Here is a 21,200-nt window from a genome sequence, read left to right on the forward strand (position 1 = left end):
CAGCAATCAGATGTAATCAGATACCGTGAGTACCCGGGCACAACAGGCTACAAATCGCCTCAAAAAGAGTGTTCACGAACTCTGGAGAGATGGAAATGGATGGATACTTGTTTCGATCAGTCTTGGCTGGTTTCTTTCGATCGGTGTGCGACTTGTGTATCCTGCAATTGCGCCGTTCTTTCGAACCGAATTTGAACTAACACTTGGGACAACTGGCTTCCTTCTCACCGTGCTTTGGGGCGCGTACGCGATCGGCCATATTCCGGGGGGAGTTGTCGGCGACCGATTCGGTGAAGGGCGAATTCTTGTCATCAGCTCTATTCTTGCCGCAGCGACAGTCCTTGCTGTTGCAACTGCGGTTAACGTGTGGATGCTGTTCGCCGCAACGATCACATTTGGACTTGCGACGGCGCTGTTTGGGCCAATGCGGTTCACGGTATTCACCGACATTTACGAGCACAGAGCCGGTTCTGCGGTTGGCATCACAATGGCGGCAGGCAGTGCAGGCAACGTTGTGCTACCGATCGTTGCGACGGCCATTGCAACGTATCTCACGTGGCGATACAGTTTCTTGTTGTTTGCACCGTTTTTCTTGCTCGTCGCGATCGCACTCTGGCGAACGGTGCCAGCCCGAACGTCAACCGGAGCACGTGCAGTTGAAGAACTGTCAAGCAGAACGATCGCACGCATTTGGGAGGGGATCTCTCATGGCGTCATTCCGACAGTAGTCCTGATTCAGATCTGTTTCTCGTTCATGTTTCAGGGCTTTACCGGGTTCTATCCAACGTATCTTATTGATGTGAAAGGGGTTTCACCAACGAGTGCCGCGACATTGTTTGGGCTCTTTTTTGCCATGTCGTTTCTTATTCAGCCGCTCGCCGGGGCGATGATGGACCGAATTGGATCACGGCCAACACTAATCGGCATTTTGGGCGTGAGTGCGATCGGGCTCTGGCTGTTACCGTTTGTTGATGGGCTCTTTTTGTTAGTTGCTGTGACGGTTGTGCTGAGCATCCTCAGTGGGTGCGCGGTGGTAACACAGACGTACATTGCAGATGAGCTCCCTGCGGATATGAAAGGAACCGGACTTGGAACAGTGAAAGCAGGCTGGATGCTTATCGGGGCAACGAGCCCGCTCATTATTGGTGCACTTGGGGACAGCGGCTACTTTGCGGAGAGTTTCTTACTGCTCGCAGCTGTTGGGACGATCGGGCTCGTAATCACAGTTACTCGATTGTAACTGCAGCCGCGAACGCTTATTCACTTCGCGGTGGAATCTTAGCATATGTCACTCTCACTCGATGCAACGCAGCTCGATCGGTACTCCCGACACATCATTATGGATGAGATCGGACCCGAGGGACAAGCACGGCTGCTTGATGGGTCGGTGCTCGTAATTGGAGCAGGCGGGCTCGGTGCCCCCGTTATTGAGTATCTCGCGGCAGCCGGTGTTGGAACGATCGGCGTCGCAGATGATGATATTGTTGAACGATCGAACCTCCAACGGCAGGTAATTCACACAGATGAAAACGTCGGTGTCCCAAAAGCCGACAGTGCAAAACAGTTTGTCAACAGGCTCAACCCCGATGTGACTGTTGAAACGTACGAAACGCGTGTCACCCCCGAGAATGTTGAAGAGTTGATTGATGGGTATGACGTTATTGTTGATGCATCAGATAACTTCCCAACACGGTATCTGGTGAATGATGCAGCACGACTAGCAGGAATTCCAATTGCTCACGGAGCGATCTACAAATTTGAAGGCCAGATAACAACGCTTGTTCCCGATGGGCCGTGTTATCGATGCTTGTTCCGCGAAGCACCGGAGCCGGGATCAGTCCCCGACTGTGCAACAACCGGCGTACTCGGTGTCCTGCCCGGAACCGTGGGCTGTATCCAAGCAACGGAGGCATTTAAACTGCTGCTTGGAGCTGGAGAGCCGCTTGAAGGAAGACTGCTGTTCTATGATGCGATGGACATGACATTCGAGACAGTCCCATATCAAAAAGATCCTGACTGTCCCGTCTGTGGTGATGATCCGATCGACTCGATCGATCATATTACCTATCAAGATGGCTGTCGCGTGAATATCACCAGCGAACAGTGAAACAGTAATGTCTCATCTGCTCGTTCACATACGTTTTTATTCAGTTTGTGCAATGGTGGGGATATGGATGAGTTGGTCACACTGATGAACGAGATGCCATTTGTGTCGGATATTGGCATTGAAATTACCGCTGCAGCTGATGGACGTGCTACTGGACAGCTCAAACTTGAACCCCGACACTCATCAGTTCCGGATCGAACGATCGCTCACGGCGGTGTCACATATGCACTTGCAGATACTGTTGGTGGGGCTGCGGTTCTGTCGGTGTGTGGGCAACCAACGCCAACGATCGATATGCGAATTGATTATTTAACACCAGCACAGACTGCGCTCGTTGCAGAGGCGACGGTTGTCCGAAACGGAGGGACTGTTTCGGTCGTCGAGATCCATATTTCGGACGCGGACGGGATCGCAGTAGCGGACGCCCGAGGAGTGTACAAAACAAGCGGTGGGAGTGGAGACACTGCATGGGGATCGATCAAGAGAAACCGAGAGCAATAGGCATAATACATGAATCTATTGCCGTAAGAGAGGGCAAAAATACTAAACCCTAATACTTAGCCAGTGTTACGTTAATATATGACCGTTGTTAGTGTCTCAATGCCAGAAGAACTGCTTGAGCGAATTGACGGGTTTGCAGATGAGCACGGCTATACTGGTCGAAGTGAGGTTGTGCGGGAAGCAGCACGGAACCTGCTTGGCGAGTTTGAGGACAAGCGGCTTGAAGATCGAGAGTTGATTGCGATCGTTACCGTGTTGTTCAATTACGAGACAACAAGTGTTGAAGAGCGGATGATCCGTCTTCGACATGAGCACGAAGATCTTGTTGCGTCTAATTTCCACAGTCACGTTGGAAACCATTACTGCATGGAGCTATTCGTTCTTGAAGGTCAGCTCACAGATATTTCGACGTTCGTCGGCAAGATTCGCGCGACAAAAGATACGCTTACCGTAGATTACTCAGTAATGCCTGTTGATGACTTTGGACCGTTTGCAGCGGAGGCAAACGCATCTCATGGACACGGCCATGGTCACGACCACGGCCATGATAACTGAGACTCCGATGAACTGTCTCTGAATGAACCGTATTTTACGTAACGACGACCGAGTTCGACAGAAACAACTGCGAGGATAGTCCCTGCAATAACGTCTAAAAACCAGTGAATTCCAAGGTACATCGTAGAGATAACAACGCTCGTCGCAAGAATGATCGAAAGCCAAAACCAGATTGGATATTCTCGACGGCTATGGAATGCTAAGAGTGCAGCCGTAACCGAAAGTGAAGTATGTAGCGATGGGAAGACGTTTGTATTGACGTTAACTGTGCTTGTGAGGAATTGAAACTGGGGGTATACCGTATACAAGAGTGATTCAACTTCCCCGCTATCAAAAGAGTTTCGCGGCCCATACGCGATGAAGATGATGTAACAGATCAGTCCAAGCCCGTAATTGAGTGTGTACGCAATAAGGAGTGATTTGAGATGATCTTGGTCGGACAGCGCAGCGTATGCGATAAACGGGAACACAAGCAAAAAGACGTATCCAAATACATAGATGTACGAGAAGTAGGCCGTCAAAAACGGCGTTGCAAATGATTGGATAAAGATTACAAATCCACCTTCAATATCCCGAATGAGGGGCGTAATATTCCATCCGATTAGCCATGAAAGCTCTTGGGTCGCATCACGAACAAGGGCGTTCAGAATAAGCACACAAAGGAGGATTCCGACCGCTGGCGCTGCTTCACGTGCACGGTCCCGGAGTTCGACCTGAAGTTCACGAAGTCGAACTGGACCAATCAGCGTCACCGATCCAATTAGGCAAAGGACAATAACCACAACCGCAATATCAAAAATAACTCGAAGTAGCGCCATTATCGCCCCACAATTGTGAGTTCTCCCTCATCATTGTATTGGAATCCCTCTGCTCGGAGCATCTCCCGTGCAGCGTCTACATCAAGCTCACCCTCGTCAGTTGCAAAGAACGGTAGTGTTGGATCCTCTCCCTCCCAAGACAGTGCTGGATCGAGCCACTCTGTGTCAGCAAGAATGCTCGCAATCGGGACCGCGTAGTTTGAAAATGCATCTTCAACCAGTCCTGCTTTATCGATGACACGGGCAACTGCGCGTCTAAAATGTGGGTTTCCAAGCGGTGCAACACGGGTATTAAACCCAAGATGGTAGAACGATCGTGATCGACTCGTTATAAGCCGGACATCTGACTCTCGGCCAATCCGCGGAACAAGATCAGGACTGACGTTTGAGAGAGTTGCATCCGCATCATCTGTTGCAATCATCTCCAGTGCGCTATTATCCGATGCAATCGGCTCGATAGAGAGCTCCTCATACTGCGGTGCACTCACAAATCGGTCTGGAATGGTGGGATCTGATTCCGACACATTTTGAAGGAAATGATCTGGGTTGCGAGCAATAATAAGTTCAACACCGTCGCTGGCGGAGACGAACTCAAAGGGACCGCTTCCAACTGGCTCTGGATTGTTCCAGACAAGTGCCTCAGTTGTTTCAGTATCGATTTCAATTCCTCCGATTGTCGCGCCTCCTGTCTTCTCACTCCAAATATGCTCGGGAAGGATTGGCAGCGTTAGTGCAGTCTCTGCGACCTCCTGTACCGCGTCGGAAAATTCAATGAGGACAGTTCGCTGTCCAGTGACATGAACGTCTGTAACGAGCGACGATCTGCCTCTGTACCTCGCGGTTGGAAGCGGATTTTCAGTCCGTCCAAGTGAGGTGTCCGCATAGAATTCATAGGTGAATGCAACGTCTGCGGCAGTAAGATCGGTGTCATCGTGCCAGGTGAGGTTCTCCCGAAGCGTTACTGTTGCACTTGTTTGTTCGTCATCCTCATTCCACGTAATTGATTCCGCAAGCCAGGGGATCTGATCGCTGCGATCATATCGAACAAGTGAGTCATACAGTAGTCCAGAAACCAATCCGTGTTGTCTGAACTCTGCTGCGATCGGATTTTGATTAACGGTAATTCGAGCATCAGTAATTACCAACCGAACTTGTGAGTCCCCATCGTGTTCGTCTGTCGGGGACAATACTAACAGACTCATCGGATCAGTCGGGGCTGTCTGTCTCCACCCGGTAAATCGGGTGTTTCGAACCGCAGTGAGCGTATCCGGGAATGCAATTGGGACAAATGGTTGCGTCCGAGAGAGATACTGTTGCAGTTCATGAACGGTCTCGAGTCGATCAGCGCCACTGGTAGTCCGTTGTGAAACTAACAGGTCATCACAGTTGAGATCAGTATATCCAAACGGATTCTGCCATCCCGGCTCGGAGTCAAATGATGAGTGAGTAAGCGGAAATAACACATCTGGATCCGCAAGTGGCGGATGCGAGAATTGGGAGACGTAGAGGTCGAAGTTATGATTAATAAGAACCTGACGGTAGAGCTCTTCAATTTCAAGCGGCATTATTTGTGCATGGATGCCAATCGCTTCCAGATGTTCTGCAACGTGATTTGCAATTCGAAGTGCGAACGGATCGTTGTCTGATGGTGGCGTTTTAATTTCGAGTGTTAACTGTTCTCGTCTATCACGGCCTGCGATGTTTCTGGCTTCGCGAACACACCCCGCGGTTGCAGTCATACCGAGCGCTACACCGGATGCGAGGAGCGTTCGGCGGCTGATCGTGGAGGGGTGGGGTCTGTCTGTCATTAAGTGCGTTCTTGTATGTTAGTTTCCCGAATGTATAACAGTACTGTGGTTGTGATATACTCATCGAGCGGTTATCAACGACGGTTACACGCCCTCAATAAGGCGCTGAAGATGCTCAGGAGGCACTGCGCCCCGAGCAGCGTGGCCATCATACGCAAACGTTGGGACACCAGAGACGCCATGTTGGTTTGCGCGCACAAACTGTTCGGTGACTGTCTCTCGAAGCGTATCATCCGAAAGCGAGTCATCGACGATCGTCGGTTCAAGGCCAACATCTTCGGCAACTGTTTTCAGAACCGATCTATCGCCAATATCTTTCCCTTCTTCCCAGAGGGCAACAAAAACCGCTTCATCAAATGCGAGCCAAGTCTCATACGGAGACTCGTTTTTCACAGCATACGAAACAAGCTGTGCAGGAAGCGAATCAACCTCTCGTGCGATCTCAACCGTCATTTCAACGTCGTATTTGTCTGCAAGCCGCCGAACGTTTTCTTTAGCCTGCTCAAAGTAGGTGTCATCTTTTCCATCATCAACTGAGTGATCGATTGTTCCATCCGAGTTTCGTTTTTGGCTCCGTAAGTCGAACGGGTGCCAGTCAATCCTCACTGGGTCGGTGCGGGTATTTTGATACTGTTCGAGTGACGCACGTCCCAAATAACAGAACGGACAAACGTAATCCGAGTAGATTGTCACCGTCTCAAGATCAATATCTGTGTCTGTATCGCTCATACCAACCGTTGGTGGTCACGATACAAGAACACACGGCGGTTTTGAGACCAAACAACACAGACGCCGAACCCTCACTGCTTTGTAACACAGACCTGTACCACACAGTAATGAAACCATACAAGCCAGTGAAACCACCGGTTGCACTGACGATCGCAGGAAGTGACTCGGGCGGTGGCGCCGGTATCCAAGCGGATTTAAAAACAATGGAGGCACATGGCGTCTTTGGGACATCCGTCCTGACAGCAGTTACGGCACAGAATTCCAATGGTGTTCACAGTTCGCACGTACTTCCCACGGAGGAAATCACCGCGCAGTATGAGGCTGTGACGCGTGATTTTCCAGTCGGTGCAATCAAGACAGGAATGCTTGCAACGACTGATGTTGTAGAGGCAGTGACCGAGGCAGTAGATACGTTTGCTGGGCCGATCGTTGTTGATCCAGTGATGATTGCGGCAACGGGCGATCGACTACTGAGCGAGCGTGCAGAGAAGGCGTATGATGCACTGATCGAGGCGGCTACGGTTGTGACACCGAATGCTGATGAGGCCGAAGTGCTAGTCGGTATCGATGTCGATTCAGTTGACGCTGCGGAAGCTGCTGGAAAAAAACTGGTTACTGCCGGTGCAGATGCGGCACTCATCAAAGGCGGACATATTGAAGGAGACGACGTTGTTGATACGCTCGTTGTTGGCGATGGAACTGACTCGACAGTCGTACAGTTCTCACACGAACGGGTGGACACAAACGCAACACACGGCTCTGGCTGTACGCTCTCAAGTGCGATCGCGGCACGGCTTGCACACGGGATTGGGCTCGAAGCAGCAGTGGAACAGAGCGTCTCATATATGCAACGAGCTGTACAGTATGGAATTGACGTCGGAAACGGCCCGGGCGCAGTACACCACATGATCGACGCACGGACGAAAGCAGCGTATGGAACAGTGCAGCCGGAGTCAGTGTCAAGCGCGGAAATTTGTCTCCCACCGGATACCCAGTAGACCGAGGGCACAGAGACCCGCAGCGTTTTACAATACGCACTGCACAGTGTGGATATGGCAGATGGAATCGTCGGGCAGTTTCTTTCGCTCAAAGCGGAAAGCGGGGCAGATCTATTGGCGATGCAGTGCGGTGATTTTTATGAGTTTTTTGCAGAGGATGCAGAGATTGTCGGAGATGAACTCGACCTGACAGTCTCACAAAAATCATCACACGGGTCATCATATCCGATGGCAGGCGTTCCGCTTTCGGAGCTCACACCGTATCTGAAAGCCTTGGTAGAGCGAGGCTATCGGGTTGCTGTTGCAGACCAGCACAAACCGGAGAACGGTGATATCTATCGAGAAATAAGCCGAATTGCAACGCCGGGGACGCTGTTGGAAACCAGTGACGCAGCAGCACAGTATCTTGCAGCAGTCGTCAGCACAAACGCAGTGGCGCATGGTTCGGGGGATGGGGTTGATGGCCCGTATGGATTAGCCTTTGCAGATATTACGACCGGGCGATTCCTCGTGACAGCGGTTGAGACCGTTGGAGATGCACATGCGGAGCTGTATCGGTTTGCACCCGCAGAGATCCTCCCAGGGCCAGGAATTCGAAATGACGACGCGTTTTTGTCGCGCCTTCGTGAGGAGACGCCCGCATCACTCACCCTCCATCGATCGGATGCGTTTGCTCCCGGTCGCAGCGAGCATGCAGTCCGATCGCAGTTTGGCAAAGAGACGATCGACAGCATTGGACTCGAATCAACAGTCGCAATTCAGGCGGCGGGCGGCATTCTCTCGTATATCGACGAGACCGGTGTTGGCGTCTCACAGTCGATGACACGGCTGCAGACATACACGGACACCGAACAGGTTGCGCTTGATGCGACCACACAACGAAATCTCGAGCTTGTCGAAACAATGCAGGGCGATCGGCGTGGGTCACTCATCGACACGATCGACCACACCGTGACAAGTCCTGGTGGGCGGCTGCTCAGAGAGTGGATCACGCGGCCACAGCGCGATCGATCGGCGCTACAGCGACGACATGACGCAGTAGAAGCACTTGGGTCCGAAGCGCTTGCCCGCGATCGGCTTCGAGAAACGCTCTCGGATGCCTACGACCTCGAACGGCTTGCAAGCCGATCCGCAAGCGGTAGTGCAGATGCCCGCGATCTCCGAGCGGTCGAACAGACACTCTCGCTGCTGCCAGCGTTAGCGAAAGATATCTCGGAGACTCCACTTGCACAGTCACCGGTTTCGGATATGCTTACACAGGTAGATCAAGCGCAGACGGCACGGCTGCAGGAAACGCTCGATTCTGCACTTGCTGATGAACCACCGAAGACTGTCCGTCAGGGTGGATTGTTTTCGTATGGCTATCATGACGAACTTGATGGGTTGATTGAGAAGCATGAGGCCGCAAACGAGTGGCTGGGGGGGTTAGCTGGCCGTGTGAAATCCGAGTATGGGCTCTCGCATGTGACAGTCGATCGAAACAAGACAGACGGCTACTACATCCAAGTTGGAAAATCACAGGCAGATTCCGTCCCCGATCATTTCCGGCATATTAAGACCCTCAAGAACTCAAAACGGTTTGTTACCGAAGAGCTCACTGAACGCGAACGGCAGGTGCTGCGGCTTGAAGAGGCACGCAGTGAGCTAGAGTATGAGCTGTTTGTCTCGTTGCGAGAGGAGGTTGCCGTACACGCAGAGCTGCTTCAAGATGTCGGACGAACGCTTGCTGAGATTGACACTGTCGCCTCGCTTGCAGAGCATGCTGCCCGATCGAACTGGGTTCGTCCAGCGCTCACAGATGCTGGAACGCTGTCGATTGAGGCCGGCCGGCATCCGGTCGTTGAGACAACGACAGAGTTTGTTCCGAACGATCTGTTGCTTGACGAGGACCGGGGCTTTCTCATCGTGACTGGGCCAAACATGAGCGGGAAATCAACGTATATGCGACAGGCGGCGTTGATTACGCTGCTTGCACAGGCTGGCAGCTTTGTTCCAGCAACGAACGCAACGATCGGCGTTGTCGATGGAATCTACACCCGAGTTGGGGCGCTTGACGAATTAGCACAGGGCCGGTCAACGTTCATGGTTGAGATGCAAGAGCTGTCCAACATCCTCCACTCCGCAACGGAGGAGTCGCTCGTCATTCTCGATGAGGTTGGTCGCGGAACCGCAACATATGATGGGATCTCAATTGCGTGGGCAGCGACCGAGTATCTCCATAATGAGGTCCGCTCGAAAACGCTGTTTGCGACACACTATCACGAATTGACCACGCTTGCATCGCACTTGCCGCGCGTTGAGAACGTTCACGTTGCCGCCGATGAACGAGACGGCGATGTAACCTTCTTACGAACGATTCGTGACGGCCCAACAGACCGATCGTACGGAATCCATGTTGCGGACTTGGCGGGCGTTCCGCAGCCGGTTGTGAGCCGGGCAGATGAGGTACTGACAAAGCTCAGAGAAGAGAAAGCGATCGAAGCAAAAGGCGGGTCTGACGGTGAACCTGTACAAACAGTGTTTAATCTTGGAAGCGGCCAGTTCGCCTCGGCAAATGGGACGACACACGCAGAAACAGCAGCAGCAACAGACCAAACTGAGGCACCAACAGCAACAGACCCGAAAGCGGAGGCGGTCATTGATGAGTTAGGGGAGGTTGACGTGAACAGCACCTCTCCGATCGAGCTGATGACCATGGTGCAAGAGTGGCAACAGACGCTTAGAGACCGTGACTCGTAAGCGCGTGTGACAGATTCTCACGACGTGCCAACGGCCACCGCGTATTAAGGGCATCTCAACGAATGGTATATCCGAGATGTACGATCGGATCCTCGTTCCAACAGATGGCAGTGATGCAACCGAAAAAACAGTTACACATGCACTCAAGCTTGCAGCAGACAACGATGCGACAATCCATGCACTGTATGTCATTGATAAACGGATCGTCCAAGCGGGGTCAAAAAAGCTACAGTCGGAAGTCCGCGACGAACTGAATACACAGGGGAAAAAAGCCGTCTCCGCGGTCCGATCGAAAGCGGAGGCAGCAGACGTCCCGGTTGAAACCGCAATTACGTCTGGAACTCCCGACAAAGAGATCGCAAGCTACGCTGAAGCAAACAGTATTGATCTCATAACGATCGGGACACACGGCAAAACACCACGAGAGAAACTGCAATCACTTGGCAGTGTCTCCGAACGTGTGGTCGATTCAGCATCGTGTCCTGTGCTTGTGGTAAAGTAAATAATACGGAAACGATTTGAGATGTTGCTGGCAGGTATACATTTTAATAGGAGCAACTATACGGGCTGCATACCTCCATACTCGTATGGAAACTCAGCGCAACGGTATTTATTATTTACTTGATGAGTTTCCACTGACAATTACCATCATTGACACGGACGGGACTATTCTATGGGTGAATAAATCATGGACCCTGTTTGGGGAGCAAAACGGGCTTGCCCCCAGCTACAGTGCCCTTGGAGACAACTATTTAGAAATAACAGACGCGGCACGGGTTCAGTCTGCTCAAACGGTCTCACGTGGTATTCGATCGCTCTTAGATGAGACGCGGACAGATAATACGTTTACAACCGAGTATCCCTGCCACAGCCCAAATCGATCGAGATGGTTTCGGCTCTGTGCAGTGGCGAGTAAGATCGATGGGCAAAGCTGTGTGTTGATCGCTCATCAAGAGATTACCAAAGACAAGATCACGGATACATTGCCGAAAGAGCAACAAGAACAGATCACATCGCTGCTTCGTGTTCTCTCAGATGGCGCTCGTATTGACAAAACCAAGTCAGAGCATATTACGTTTGATTTGCCGGATGGCATTCGGCAAAGTCAGTCATCAGAACGTACAGAACTCCCAGCAATCCACGAACAAGCGTACGGGCGATTGCTCACATATCAGATTCAACTGGATGAATCGGTTGAGGAAGCGATCATCAGTGCATTCTACACGCTTGGTTTTGAGGTCATGTCCGAACAGACTGTGTTAGAGGAGTGGGTTGACGTCGATGCGTTAGATCGGCTTCTCGCTGGCCCAACACCAGCGCGAGCAACAGTCCGGATTTGGAACCATCCGGTCGTGGTTACGCCAGAGACAGTGACGATCTATTCGCTGACACCGACCGGACGTTGAGCGCGTATGCGACCCGTGTGTTCAAGTAATCGGCCTGCAGAACACACAACTAATGAATACGCTGCTAGATTGGTATGTAGGGACTCAATTCAAAAGAGGGCCAGTGATACATGGATAAACACGACGAGTCGCCCACAATCACGCAGTTAGACGCAAAAACAGTTGACAGAATTGCAGCTGGTGAAGTTGTTGAACGTCCCGCATCTGTCGTCAAAGAGCTAGTCGAAAACAGTCTCGATGCAGGCGCCTCTCGGATTACGGTTGCAGTACAAAACGGTGGGAAGAATGGGATTCGGGTTCGAGACGACGGGCGTGGAATCCCGGAGGCAGAGCTTTCGATCGCAGTCAAACCACATACCACAAGTAAGATTCGGAAGTTAGCTGATCTTGAATCAGGTGTTGGAACGCTTGGATTCCGTGGTGAAGCGCTTTCAACAATCGCTTCGGTCTCCCGGCTGACCCTTCGATCGAAGCCGCAAGATGCGGTAGCTGGAGCCGAAGTTCATGTCGAAGGTGGGGATATCGGTGAGACACGCCCTGCTGGCTGTCCCACTGGAACCACTGTTGTTGTTGACGACCTTTTTTATAATACCCCTGCACGAAAGAAATTCCTCAAAAAAGATGCAACCGAGTTTGATCATATCAATACAGTGGTAACGCAGTATGCACTGGCAAACCCGGATGTTGCGGTATCGCTCGAACACAACAATCGCGAGCGGTTTGCCACAGATGGATCTGGAAATCTGCAGTCTGCAATTTTGTCAATTTATGGCCGAGAGGTTGCAGAGTCAATGCTTTCAATCGATGTCAAGCCAGACGTAGATGGAATCACACGGATTCATGGAATGGTAAGCAACCCCGAAACTAATCGGAGCACGCGAGAGTACCTTGCAACCTTTGTTAACAGTCGCTATGTCACCGCATCGATCCTTCGAGATGCCGTTATTTCCGGCTACGGCGGCCAATTGTCGAGCGATCGATACCCGTTTGCCGTGCTGTTTGTAACAGTCCCTCCGGATCGTGTTGATGTTAATGTACATCCACGGAAGTTGGATGTCCGATTTGACGCAGAAGAGGCGGTCACAACCGCGATCGAAACGGCTGTTGAGACAGCGCTTGTTGATGCAGGGTTGATTCGATCAACTGCACCACGCGGTCGATCGGCACCCGAAGAGACCACTATCGCGCCGACAAGTCAACAGCCCACAGAGAGTACCGAAATCGTCGGCGGTGCAGGGACAAAGCATCAAACAGCAGCGGCTGAACAGAAGCCGACCGCCGACACAAAGACGGCACACACCAGCCGTTCAGCGTCTGATGAGGACACTCAGCAACAAACAGGTGACCATCGACAAGCCGAACCCACAGAAACAGAACCCAAACAACCCACCGAATCAGCACAGACAACAACCCCTGATCAACCACATCCGACCGAACACAACGAAGGTGCAGACAGCCAACAGGGCGATCGGTCGGTCGAACGGGTCGACCCATCAGATCCAGCTGCGTGGGAAGTAACTGCTTCAACAACCGATTCGTCGATCGAAACGCCAGAAACAACCGATTCACGACAGCCGGATGGAAATGGTGAACAGAGCAAAGAGCCCGAATCAAGCCGACAGGCGACAAAGAGCAACACTCCAGGGTCGCAATCCAATGCTGTGACCCAGCAGACACTCGCGGGGTCGGATGCGACAGCGTCGCGATCGTATGAATCACTACCAGCGCTTCGGCTGCTTGGACAGCTCTATGAGACGTATATTGTTGCGGAGAGCCCAACTGGGCTCGTACTCATTGACCAACACGCCGCAGATGAGCGCGTTAATTATGAACGACTCCAAAATGCCTTCGAGGGACAAGTGACCGCACAGGCGCTTGCGACGCCGGTTGAGCTTGAATTAACGGCTCGTGAAACGTCACTGTTCGACGCGCATACTGATTCGATTTCGCCGCTTGGTTTTGCAGCGGAACGGATTGACGATCGCTGGATTCGAGTGAGCCAAGTTCCGGCAGTGTTTTCGAAAACGCTCTCTGCGGAACTGCTCCAAGATGTGTTGGTCTCATTTGTCGAGTCAACAAGTGCTGGCGAAAAGACTGTTGGAGATGTCGCAGACGAACTCTTGGCAGACCTTGCATGCTATCCATCGGTTACCGGGAATACATCACTCACTGAAGGCTCGATGTTTGAGTTGGTTGAAGCGCTTGATTCGTGTAAGAACCCGTATGCCTGTCCACATGGCCGACCAACGATCATCAAATTTGATCGGACAGATATTGAAGACCGGTTCGAGCGTGATTATCCAGGTCACGCCGGAGACCGGCGAAAAGAGTAGTAGTCGGTTGTGCAACTGTCGTGTCGAGCGGGCACAAGAATAAGACCGTAACTGTCGAACGTAGGGTATGCATGTTCTTATTATCGGTGCATACGGCAGTGCTGGATCTGCCGTTGCAGAAACGCTCGCGCCACAGGTAGGCCCGGATGGAGCACTGGATCAACTCACGCTCGTCGATGATGGAGAACCCGGAGGCGGGCTGTGTATTCTTCAAGGCTGTATGCCATCGAAAGCAGTACTTTCGGCTGCAGGACACAGATATCAAGTTCGCGCTGACGAGCGACTTCGTGGGGAACCAGCAACGATCGATCTTGAGTCAGTTGTTGACATAAAAGACGATCAAGTGCTTGGCTTTGCGGAACATCGACGTGCGGCAATTCAGGACCTCACTGAGCAGGAGGGCGTGACATTTATTCATGATACCGCACAGTTTGTTGACGATCGTGTTGTCGAGGTTGGTGATGAACGCTTCAACCCCGATTATGTGGTCGTTGCAACCGGTTCAGCTCCGAACATTCCGAATCTGGATGGGATGGATTCAGTTTCGTATATGGGGAGTGCAGACGTTCTTGATGCAACGTCACTCCCGGAGTCCGGGATTGTCATGGGCTTTGGCTATGTTGGAATCGAACTCGTGCCGTATCTTGTTGAGGCAGGTGTCTCTGATCTCACGGTGATTGAGCACGATGAACGGCCGATTGATGAGGCGGACCCCGAGTTCGGAGACGAACTGCTTTCGCTGTATCGAGAGGAGTTTGGTGTGACCGTCTTGACCGAGACGCATGAGCGGCGTATCGAACAGACTGCCGATGGGGTTCGTCTCACTGTCGATCGAGACGGTGCGGAGGAGACAGTCGAAGCGGAAGAGCTCTTTTTATTCACTGGCCGACAGCCGAACCTCGATCGGCTCCAACTTGCACACACAACACTCTCGCCCGAGGAGGGGTGGGTTCGGCCAACAATGCAGGCGGCCGATGACGATCGAGTGTATGTTGTTGGTGATGTCAACAGTCGCGAACCGATCCTTCACGTTGCAAAAGAGCAGGGCTACACGGCGGGGGAAAATATTCTGCGTGCGATCGATGGGGAAGCGCAAGTTGCGTACGAAAATATCCATCACCATGTGATATTCTCAGGTGCGAGCGTCTATCCATTTGCCCGAGTTGGGCATACCAAAGCGAGCGCGATGGAGGCAGGCCATACCGTTGTTGAGGCAACTCGATGGGCAGCAGATGATGGTGTATTCAACGTGAAAGACATCCCATGGGGACTCGCGCGCCTGACTGTTGATGCAGACACTGGTGTTGTCCTTGGATATCAAGGCTTGCACGCGGACGCAGATACAATGGCAAAAACGATGCAGGTGATTATTGAGTTAGGATTAGATGTCCGGACAGTACCGGATCGATCGTATCATCCAACGCTTCCGGAGATTCTTGATGGGCTATTTCGCGAGACTGCGGCACTGGTTGAGTAAGCGCAGTCGCGTGGTGTCGCTACCACTCAATCTCATCAGGCTCGCTCTTTTCTGCTGCTCCTGAATCAGAACCGGAACCAAAGGCGTCTGCAAGCGTTCCGCGGACAGATTCAAATTCAGAGACTGCGTCCCTGAGTGCATCGATTTCTTGGGTCGTTTCGGTGTCAAGCGCCTCCAACTCCGATTGCAGTGTGTTGTACTGTGTATCGAGTGCATCTATTGCAGCGGTATGCTCCGTCTTTGCTTGGTGGACTGTTGTCTCAATATCAGCGACATCTGTTGTGAGGTCGCTAAGTTCGTGATCAACGCTATGAAGTTCTGTTGCGAGCTCTTCTGTGGATGATTCAACAGCCTCAATCGTATCAGCAAGCGAGAGCAACTCTGTTTCTACTGCAGTGGCGTGTTCATCGATCGTCTGCTCTAATCCGTTAATTGCGGCTTGTTGCTGTTCGGCGTAGCTGAGGAGTGACTCGTACTGCTCTAAGAACTCCTCAAACTGCGTGAGGTATGCTGAAAAATCAGCCATCCGGGCTTGTACATGCTGGAGCCTGATCTGTTCTGTTGGGCTGTATGACTCATCTAATGCTTTTCGAAGTGCAGCGAGTTCATCCGGTGAGTGTTCTCCAGTTTCGATCTCCGATACAAGCGCAGTGAGGAGCGATCCGTCAGTGTCTACAGTCGATGCTTCTGTCTCTTTGGCTCCCCCCGGCTCATCTGTCGACTCGAATGTAAGCGGTTCATTGTCGTCAGTATCGAATTCCACTGCGCCAGAGCCATCTGTGTTGACCGCTTCAGTGCCGTTAGTACCTGTTTTTGTAGTTGTCTCTGTATCCCATGCATCGTCGTCCCAACTCTCCGTTTGTTGTTCTCTCATTGGTATTTTTTGTGCGATCGTGGTGTCTGTATCCGTGTCGCTCTCGGCCTCAGTCTCGTCGTCAATCGGTGCATCTGTATCCGCAGAGAGAGTCTGCGTTGTATTCCCCTCGGTTGTGGGTTCAGTGTCTGGTGTAGCCTCAGTCCCATTGAGGAGCGTCATCTTTGCTCGCTGGAAGAACCCACCAGACTGTGTTGTGTCTTCTGAGAGGTCCTCATCGGCCGCCTCTGTAGCGGGTTGGTGAGTAGTATCATCAGGTATAAATTCGATCGACCCACGAAGATCAGCAGCAGAAAGACTCACATCAGGAGAGAGGACGCCAAGCACAAACTCCGTTTCAGTAGTCTCTGTTAGCTCCTGCGTAATCGTAAGCTGGTTCTGTGTAGTATTCGATTCCCAAGCGGTCGGTGCATGTTGTGGATGAAAGCCACACTCACACGAGTCGACTGCAGCAAACTGGTCGGTGAAACGGATTGTTTCAGGTGCAGTTTCGTCTGAAGTGATCGTATATGTAATTACAGCTCCGTCAGGACGGTTCTCTGGTTGACGAGTCAGTTGTACTGTTTCGTGGGTGAACGTTTGTTGTTCAAACGAGGCCGTCTGTGGATTGGCTTTGTGGCTAGACATTACATGTCCTCCGTAACTGGTGGCTACAGTCATCCCGGACTGTGGATTGTCGTCGTCGCGTTGTTGATCGTAGCATACTATTTCCCTCACTTATCCGCCGTTAGCAGTTGATAATGTGCCGTTGGCGAGGTACACAGCAGACAATCAGCGCCATCCGTTTTGTTACTACATTAATACTATCTAGTAGCCTGCTCCTATCGACACTTCGACCCGCTTATGGGGCCGCCAACAAATGAGGAAATATGGATACGACGACGACAGGTCGGTACCGCGTTCTTTCAGTTGACGCTGCCAAATCTGTCGCACGGCTCGTTAATTTCGATGACGCGACACGTGCCGTCGATGCACCGCATGACGCAACAGAGGATGACGCGGATCCGTTTGCACCGATCGCCGTCTCAGTAACTCCAGATACGATTCATCCAGGTGCAGTTATTGATGCAACGATCGAGTGGGAGGGGGACACAGCACAGTTGAAGACTGTTTCAGTTGTTAAATCCGATCGGTTCTATTACAAACGGTCTGTGACCGGAATGTTCGAAGCGGCGACAGATGCGTGGCGAACGGCACGCGCTGCGGGTGATGCTGTCGGATCGACAGTCACGCGAAGCACTGATGGAGAGCCAAACGGTGTGCTGTACGTGTTTGCAAACCAACCAGGTGAACAAACGTTTGATGCCATTCGAACCGGCGGCATTCCGATCGAACCACTGATTCTGCGTGCAGAAGCAGACCTGTCTGACGATGTCGATCGAGGTGTGTTCATCTTAGAATCGGCGGAGCATGGATTTGTTGCGGTGTATATTGTATTCCGGAATGACGGGATACTTGCAGAGACGGTTCGAGATACGTACGATATTCGGACTGACGAGTGACGAAGTAACTGGTCACCAGTTTTAACAGCCATCTCTGATTATAGAAATCGACAGATCGCAAAGAACTGATCAAAAATTTTGATGGGCCCTGCAGGATTTGAACCAGCGGTCACCCGGTGTCTCATTCCACCGATCGACGATTGCGCCAGTGGAATTATGAGCCGGGGGCTTTAACCAGACTAAGCTAAGGGCCCGCTGTTGCGTTATTTTTGCGCGGAGGTATTTATGCTGTTGGGAATTGGTCGACGCAAAGCGATCGATCGAGACAAAACGAGCGATATCGATCGGTCTCTGAAACTGAAAGATGGAAAATGACGCCGTCGCCAGGACTCGAACCTGGGACCACCTCGTTAACAGCGAGGTGCTCTACCAACTGAGCTACGACGGCTCGCAATCAATGGTTGTCGAGTGGTATAATTAGGGCTTTCGTTTTCGCCCGACGGAAGCGACACGCTTTCACACCTCACCACAGTAGCGGAGTGTATGACTTCCCTCGATCGCATCCAAACGGAGGTTCTCGAAGAAATCACGCCGGGCCAAGCAGAACGCGATCGGCTTGAAGCGGTCACAGACACGCTCACCGATCGGGCAGCGGATGCAATCGAAGCGCTTGCGGTTGATGCAACAGTGACACGTGTTGGGAGTACTGCGCGAGGAACGTGGCTTGCAGGCGATCGAGATATTGATCTGTTTATTCAGTTTCCACCAGCCCTTTCAAGAGACGAATTAGAATCCTGCGGACTGAAAATCGGACACACAGTCCTCCCAGATGGTCATGAAGAGTATGCTGAACACCCATACGTTAAAGGCGAATATGAGGGATTTGACATCGATTTGGTTCCTTGTTATGCAGTTTCGGCGGCAACGGAAATTCAATCGGCAGTTGATCGAACGCCGTTTCACAATGCGTACCTCCAATCGAAACTTACCGATGAACAGAAATCGGATGTCCGCGTCGCGAAGCGATTTTTAAAAGCGATCGGAGCCTACGGAAGCGATCTCAAAACAAAGGGCTTCTCGGGCTATCTCACAGAGTTGCTTATTATTGAGTACGGAGATTTCCAATCGTTTATTCAGGCGGCAGCGGCGTGGCGACCACCAGTTGTTCATGATCCAGAAAATCATAGCAGCACCTCATTTGATGACTCGCTTGTTGTGATCGATCCAACGGATCCGGAGCGAAACGTTGCAGCAGTTCTTTCTGCAGAGAACGTCGCTCGAGTACAACACTACGCTCGACAGGTACAATCCACGCCACATATAGATCTCTTCTTTCCAGAGCCAACTGAGCCACTCAGTACAGAGCAGTTCAAAGATCACCTGAGGCAACGAGAGACAACACTCATTGGCGTTGTTTTTGACACGCCCACTATTGTCGAAGACCAACTCTACCCACAGCTTGAGAAGTCACGTAACGGCATTGTTGCAGCCCTCAACCGACACGGGTTTGGGGTACTTCGATCGATGGTTGCCGCTGAAACAGAGTCACTCATTCTTGTCGAACTCACTACGCGAACACTGCCTGCAATTGAGCGACATGTTGGACCGCCAGTACACGTCCGATCACATGCAGAGGGGTTCTTCAACGCGTATATAGATGATGAGTCGGTATATGGACCATTTCTCGATGGAGACCGCTACGTTGTTGAGCGACCGCGATCGTGTCGAGATGCAGTCTCCTTGCTCGAGAGTGAGATGCTGTTTGATGTTGGACTCGGAACACATGTACAAACGGCTCTTGAGGAGCGCTATCGGGTGTTAGTTGATGAAGAGCTTACTGAGCTCTGCTCACCATTTGGAACAACGTTTGCAGAGTATTTCGCCCCACATCCGTAGTCAGAGATTATATTCCGAGTCGGTCTCTGAGCTCATCCGTAATTTCGATCGTCTGCCCATCAGGCTCGTCTTCACACGGCATTGGCTCGCGACCGTCGAATGTTTCATGAACCGTTGAAACGCCATCTGCGAGCGTATCTAATCCATAGCCACCCTCAAGAACAAAAGAAAGCGGCGCACCGATCGTCTCACTGGCAGTTCGCATCCGATCGGTCATCAGTGCATAGCCCTCCGTCGAAACTCGCATCCGTGAGATTGGGTCGTGTCGATGCGCATCGAACCCAGCACTAATGATGAGTGCATCGGGATCGAAGGCTTCCAATGCGGGTATAAGAGCGGCGTCAATAACATGCATATACTCCGCATCACCAGCACCAACAGGGAGTGGTGCGTTCAGCGTTGTTCCGTCTCCATCGTCAGCGCCGATCTCTTCAATCGCACCCGTTCCGGGGTAGAGTCCATCTTCGTGGATTGATGCATAGAATACATCGTCACGTTCATAAAAGATGTCTTGCGTTCCGTTCCCGTGATGCACATCCCAGTCAAAAATTGCGACTCGATCGATCGGGTACTCATTAAGCGCGGTTTGGGCTGCAACAGCAGCATTATTAAAGAAACAGAAACCCATCGCGTCATCATACACTGCATGATGTCCCGGTGGACGACCGACGGCGAACGGTGTTTGCCGGCCATCTGCGCCCTCAAGCGACTCTTTTACCGCCCATTCAGCAAGTCCTGCACTCTGTAATGCTGCATCCCATGTTTTCTCGCAGGCGACAGTGTCCGGGTCCCAGTTCCCACCACCGTCGTTACAGAATGATTCAACCTCATCAACATAGTCTGCATCATGGACTGCAGAAACTGATGCTTTTGTTGCACGTTCGCTGTCGTGGTACACAACACCGTGGCGTTTCTGCAGGCCACGTTTGATTGCACGGAGCCTATCAGGTGTCTCTGGGTGTCGAGTACCGGTATCGTGTTCCAGACAGGTATCGCTGTATCCAAATTGCATTACTCAAAAAGGGAAAAGTACGTTGTGATATCTTCAGCCTGTACAGTCCGTCGGTCCGCATGTCGTGCGAGTTTTGCAGCAGCCGCAGCGATGTTATCAGCGTAATCTTCAAGAATGTCTGCAAGCGCGATTCGGGCTTCCATCGAAACACGATACTTGTCGTCAAGTTCTAGCCGTGCGATTCGATCAACCGGTGCAACCGGCAACTCAAGCCGATCGCGATCAATAACTTGCTCAACAGCAAAATCGACAGCCATGAGCGTTTTCCGACCATCTTGTTCTGCAAGCGTTGCAGCATCAACCGCAAGCGCTGCCCCATGCGCTTGAATCCGCTTTGCCAACTCTTCGGCGGCGCCAGCACTTACTCGCAAGTCACCGGCGTTTCGCCGGATAATTGCATCCACTGGTGCAAACGGCAACTCAACACTCATACCGTGATACCGGTCCGTACGGCGTATAATCCTTTCCGTTGCTTCGTTTCAGTTCGCCCAGCCATATAAAAACT

17 protein-coding genes, 2 tRNA genes and 1 pseudogene are annotated in these 21,200 nt (G+C 51.8%); 12 read left to right on the forward strand and 8 right to left on the reverse strand.

All coding sequences use genetic code 11. The annotated features are described in order from the left end of the window. The first annotated feature begins 25 nt into the window (after window positions 1–25). The 4 genes from AArcSt2_RS01490 to nikR all read left to right on the forward strand — a co-directional run bounded on the left by AArcSt2_RS01490 (window position 26) and on the right by nikR (window position 3,163). Complete coding sequence (locus AArcSt2_RS01490) at window positions 26–1,240, forward strand: MFS transporter (RefSeq protein ID WP_174652854.1); 1,215 nt, start codon at window positions 26–28, stop codon at window positions 1,238–1,240. Window positions 1,241–1,285: 45 nt separating this feature from the next. Continuing rightward, window positions 1,286–2,107 carry an SAMP-activating enzyme E1 gene (gene ubaA, locus AArcSt2_RS01495; protein ID WP_250582454.1) on the forward strand — a complete coding sequence of 274 codons (822 nt, stop codon included), beginning with the start codon at window positions 1,286–1,288 and terminating at the stop codon, window positions 2,105–2,107. Window positions 2,108–2,170: 63 nt separating this feature from the next. Beyond that, the gene (locus AArcSt2_RS01500) at window positions 2,171–2,608 is read left to right on the forward strand and encodes a PaaI family thioesterase (protein ID WP_250582456.1); all 438 of its coding nucleotides are present in this window, start codon (window positions 2,171–2,173) and stop codon (window positions 2,606–2,608) included. Window positions 2,609–2,686: 78 nt separating this feature from the next. Beyond that, window positions 2,687–3,163, forward strand: coding sequence for a nickel-responsive transcriptional regulator NikR (nikR, locus tag AArcSt2_RS01505; protein ID WP_174652851.1), 477 nt, complete (start codon window positions 2,687–2,689; stop codon window positions 3,161–3,163). On the opposite strand, the gene AArcSt2_RS01510 is transcribed toward nikR, so the two are convergent. The 3 genes from AArcSt2_RS01510 to AArcSt2_RS01520 form a co-directional block, all read right to left on the reverse strand. Beyond that, window positions 3,139–3,981 (reverse strand): phosphatase PAP2 family protein, encoded by an 843-nt coding sequence (locus AArcSt2_RS01510; RefSeq protein ID WP_250582458.1) that lies wholly within the window; start codon window positions 3,979–3,981, stop codon window positions 3,139–3,141. The two genes, nikR and AArcSt2_RS01510, sit on opposite strands and share 25 nt — an antisense overlap. After that, complete coding sequence (locus AArcSt2_RS01515) at window positions 3,981–5,789, reverse strand: ABC transporter substrate-binding protein (protein ID WP_250582461.1); 1,809 nt, start codon at window positions 5,787–5,789, stop codon at window positions 3,981–3,983. Before AArcSt2_RS01515 ends, AArcSt2_RS01510 begins: the two co-directional genes overlap by 1 nt. A gap of 84 nt (window positions 5,790–5,873) precedes the next feature. Continuing rightward, a complete protein-coding gene (locus AArcSt2_RS01520; protein ID WP_174652848.1) occupies window positions 5,874–6,518 on the reverse strand; it encodes a DsbA family oxidoreductase in 645 nt (214 codons plus the stop codon). A gap of 107 nt (window positions 6,519–6,625) precedes the next feature. On the opposite strand from AArcSt2_RS01520, the pseudogene thiD reads away from it, so the two are divergent. The 6 genes and pseudogenes from thiD to AArcSt2_RS01550 all read left to right on the forward strand — a co-directional run. Beyond that, window positions 6,626–7,450 (forward strand): annotated as a pseudogene (thiD, locus tag AArcSt2_RS01525) (bifunctional hydroxymethylpyrimidine kinase/phosphomethylpyrimidine kinase); the annotation flags it as partial. Window positions 7,451–7,570: 120 nt separating this feature from the next. Further along, complete coding sequence (mutS, locus tag AArcSt2_RS01530; protein ID WP_250582465.1) at window positions 7,571–10,255, forward strand: DNA mismatch repair protein MutS; 2,685 nt, start codon at window positions 7,571–7,573, stop codon at window positions 10,253–10,255. 76 nt (window positions 10,256–10,331) lie between these two features. Further along, window positions 10,332–10,757 carry a universal stress protein gene (locus tag AArcSt2_RS01535; protein WP_174652845.1) on the forward strand — a complete coding sequence of 142 codons (426 nt, stop codon included), beginning with the start codon at window positions 10,332–10,334 and terminating at the stop codon, window positions 10,755–10,757. 85 nt (window positions 10,758–10,842) lie between these two features. After that, a complete protein-coding gene (locus tag AArcSt2_RS01540) occupies window positions 10,843–11,661 on the forward strand; it encodes a hypothetical protein (protein ID WP_250582467.1) in 819 nt (272 codons plus the stop codon). A 110-nt stretch (window positions 11,662–11,771) separates the two neighbouring features. Continuing rightward, window positions 11,772–13,994, forward strand: coding sequence for a DNA mismatch repair endonuclease MutL (gene mutL / locus AArcSt2_RS01545; RefSeq protein ID WP_250582469.1), 2,223 nt, complete (start codon window positions 11,772–11,774; stop codon window positions 13,992–13,994). A 67-nt stretch (window positions 13,995–14,061) separates the two neighbouring features. Beyond that, window positions 14,062–15,471: a dihydrolipoyl dehydrogenase family protein gene (locus AArcSt2_RS01550; protein ID WP_250582471.1), complete on the forward strand. Its 1,410-nt coding sequence runs from the start codon at window positions 14,062–14,064 to the stop codon at window positions 15,469–15,471. A gap of 19 nt (window positions 15,472–15,490) precedes the next feature. Here the strand turns inward: AArcSt2_RS01550 and AArcSt2_RS01555 are convergent, their stop codons facing one another. Continuing rightward, window positions 15,491–16,972: a coiled-coil domain-containing protein gene (locus AArcSt2_RS01555; RefSeq protein WP_250582472.1), complete on the reverse strand. Its 1,482-nt coding sequence runs from the start codon at window positions 16,970–16,972 to the stop codon at window positions 15,491–15,493. A 242-nt stretch (window positions 16,973–17,214) separates the two neighbouring features. Here AArcSt2_RS01555 and AArcSt2_RS01560 point away from each other — a divergent pair, with 242 nt between their 5' ends. Further along, complete coding sequence (locus tag AArcSt2_RS01560; protein ID WP_250582474.1) at window positions 17,215–17,847, forward strand: DUF6663 family protein; 633 nt, start codon at window positions 17,215–17,217, stop codon at window positions 17,845–17,847. Between the two features lie 82 nt (window positions 17,848–17,929). On the opposite strand, the gene AArcSt2_RS01565 is transcribed toward AArcSt2_RS01560, so the two are convergent. Beyond that, window positions 17,930–18,041: transfer RNA gene (locus AArcSt2_RS01565), tRNA-Ile, on the reverse strand. A 121-nt stretch (window positions 18,042–18,162) separates the two neighbouring features. After that, window positions 18,163–18,235 (reverse strand) — tRNA-Asn (locus tag AArcSt2_RS01570). A gap of 95 nt (window positions 18,236–18,330) precedes the next feature. On the opposite strand from AArcSt2_RS01570, the gene cca reads away from it, so the two are divergent. Then, window positions 18,331–19,683 (forward strand): CCA tRNA nucleotidyltransferase, encoded by a 1,353-nt coding sequence (gene cca / locus AArcSt2_RS01575; RefSeq protein WP_250582476.1) that lies wholly within the window; start codon window positions 18,331–18,333, stop codon window positions 19,681–19,683. Between the two features lie 7 nt (window positions 19,684–19,690). Here cca and AArcSt2_RS01580 read toward each other — a convergent pair whose 3' ends face one another. Next, window positions 19,691–20,695, reverse strand: coding sequence for a histone deacetylase family protein (locus AArcSt2_RS01580; protein ID WP_250582477.1), 1,005 nt, complete (start codon window positions 20,693–20,695; stop codon window positions 19,691–19,693). Further along, window positions 20,695–21,126: a histone gene (locus AArcSt2_RS01585; protein ID WP_174652837.1), complete on the reverse strand. Its 432-nt coding sequence runs from the start codon at window positions 21,124–21,126 to the stop codon at window positions 20,695–20,697. Before AArcSt2_RS01585 ends, AArcSt2_RS01580 begins: the two co-directional genes overlap by 1 nt. Window positions 21,127–21,200: the final 74 nt, after the last annotated feature.

This window comes from Natronocalculus amylovorans, assembly GCF_023638035.1.
Classification (GTDB): domain Archaea; phylum Halobacteriota; class Halobacteria; order Halobacteriales; family Haloferacaceae; genus Natronocalculus; species Natronocalculus amylovorans.

Coding starts and splice junctions, on each gene's coding strand:
- ubaA (WP_250582454.1), top strand. CDS start 1,286: ATGTCACTCTCACTCGATGCAACGCAGCTCGATCGGTACTCCCGACAC.
- AArcSt2_RS01500 (WP_250582456.1), top strand. CDS start 2,171: ATGGATGAGTTGGTCACACTGATGAACGAGATGCCATTTGTGTCGGAT.
- nikR (WP_174652851.1), top strand. CDS start 2,687: ATGACCGTTGTTAGTGTCTCAATGCCAGAAGAACTGCTTGAGCGAATT.
- AArcSt2_RS01510 (WP_250582458.1), bottom strand. CDS start 3,981: ATGGCGCTACTTCGAGTTATTTTTGATATTGCGGTTGTGGTTATTGTC.
- AArcSt2_RS01515 (WP_250582461.1), bottom strand. CDS start 5,789: ATGACAGACAGACCCCACCCCTCCACGATCAGCCGCCGAACGCTCCTC.
- AArcSt2_RS01520 (WP_174652848.1), bottom strand. CDS start 6,518: ATGAGCGATACAGACACAGATATTGATCTTGAGACGGTGACAATCTAC.
- mutS (WP_250582465.1), top strand. CDS start 7,571: ATGGCAGATGGAATCGTCGGGCAGTTTCTTTCGCTCAAAGCGGAAAGC.
- AArcSt2_RS01535 (WP_174652845.1), top strand. CDS start 10,332: ATGTACGATCGGATCCTCGTTCCAACAGATGGCAGTGATGCAACCGAA.
- AArcSt2_RS01540 (WP_250582467.1), top strand. CDS start 10,843: ATGGAAACTCAGCGCAACGGTATTTATTATTTACTTGATGAGTTTCCA.
- mutL (WP_250582469.1), top strand. CDS start 11,772: ATGGATAAACACGACGAGTCGCCCACAATCACGCAGTTAGACGCAAAA.
- AArcSt2_RS01550 (WP_250582471.1), top strand. CDS start 14,062: ATGCATGTTCTTATTATCGGTGCATACGGCAGTGCTGGATCTGCCGTT.
- AArcSt2_RS01555 (WP_250582472.1), bottom strand. CDS start 16,972: ATGTCTAGCCACAAAGCCAATCCACAGACGGCCTCGTTTGAACAACAA.
- AArcSt2_RS01560 (WP_250582474.1), top strand. CDS start 17,215: ATGGATACGACGACGACAGGTCGGTACCGCGTTCTTTCAGTTGACGCT.
- cca (WP_250582476.1), top strand. CDS start 18,331: ATGACTTCCCTCGATCGCATCCAAACGGAGGTTCTCGAAGAAATCACG.
- AArcSt2_RS01580 (WP_250582477.1), bottom strand. CDS start 20,695: ATGCAATTTGGATACAGCGATACCTGTCTGGAACACGATACCGGTACT.
- AArcSt2_RS01585 (WP_174652837.1), bottom strand. CDS start 21,126: ATGAGTGTTGAGTTGCCGTTTGCACCAGTGGATGCAATTATCCGGCGA.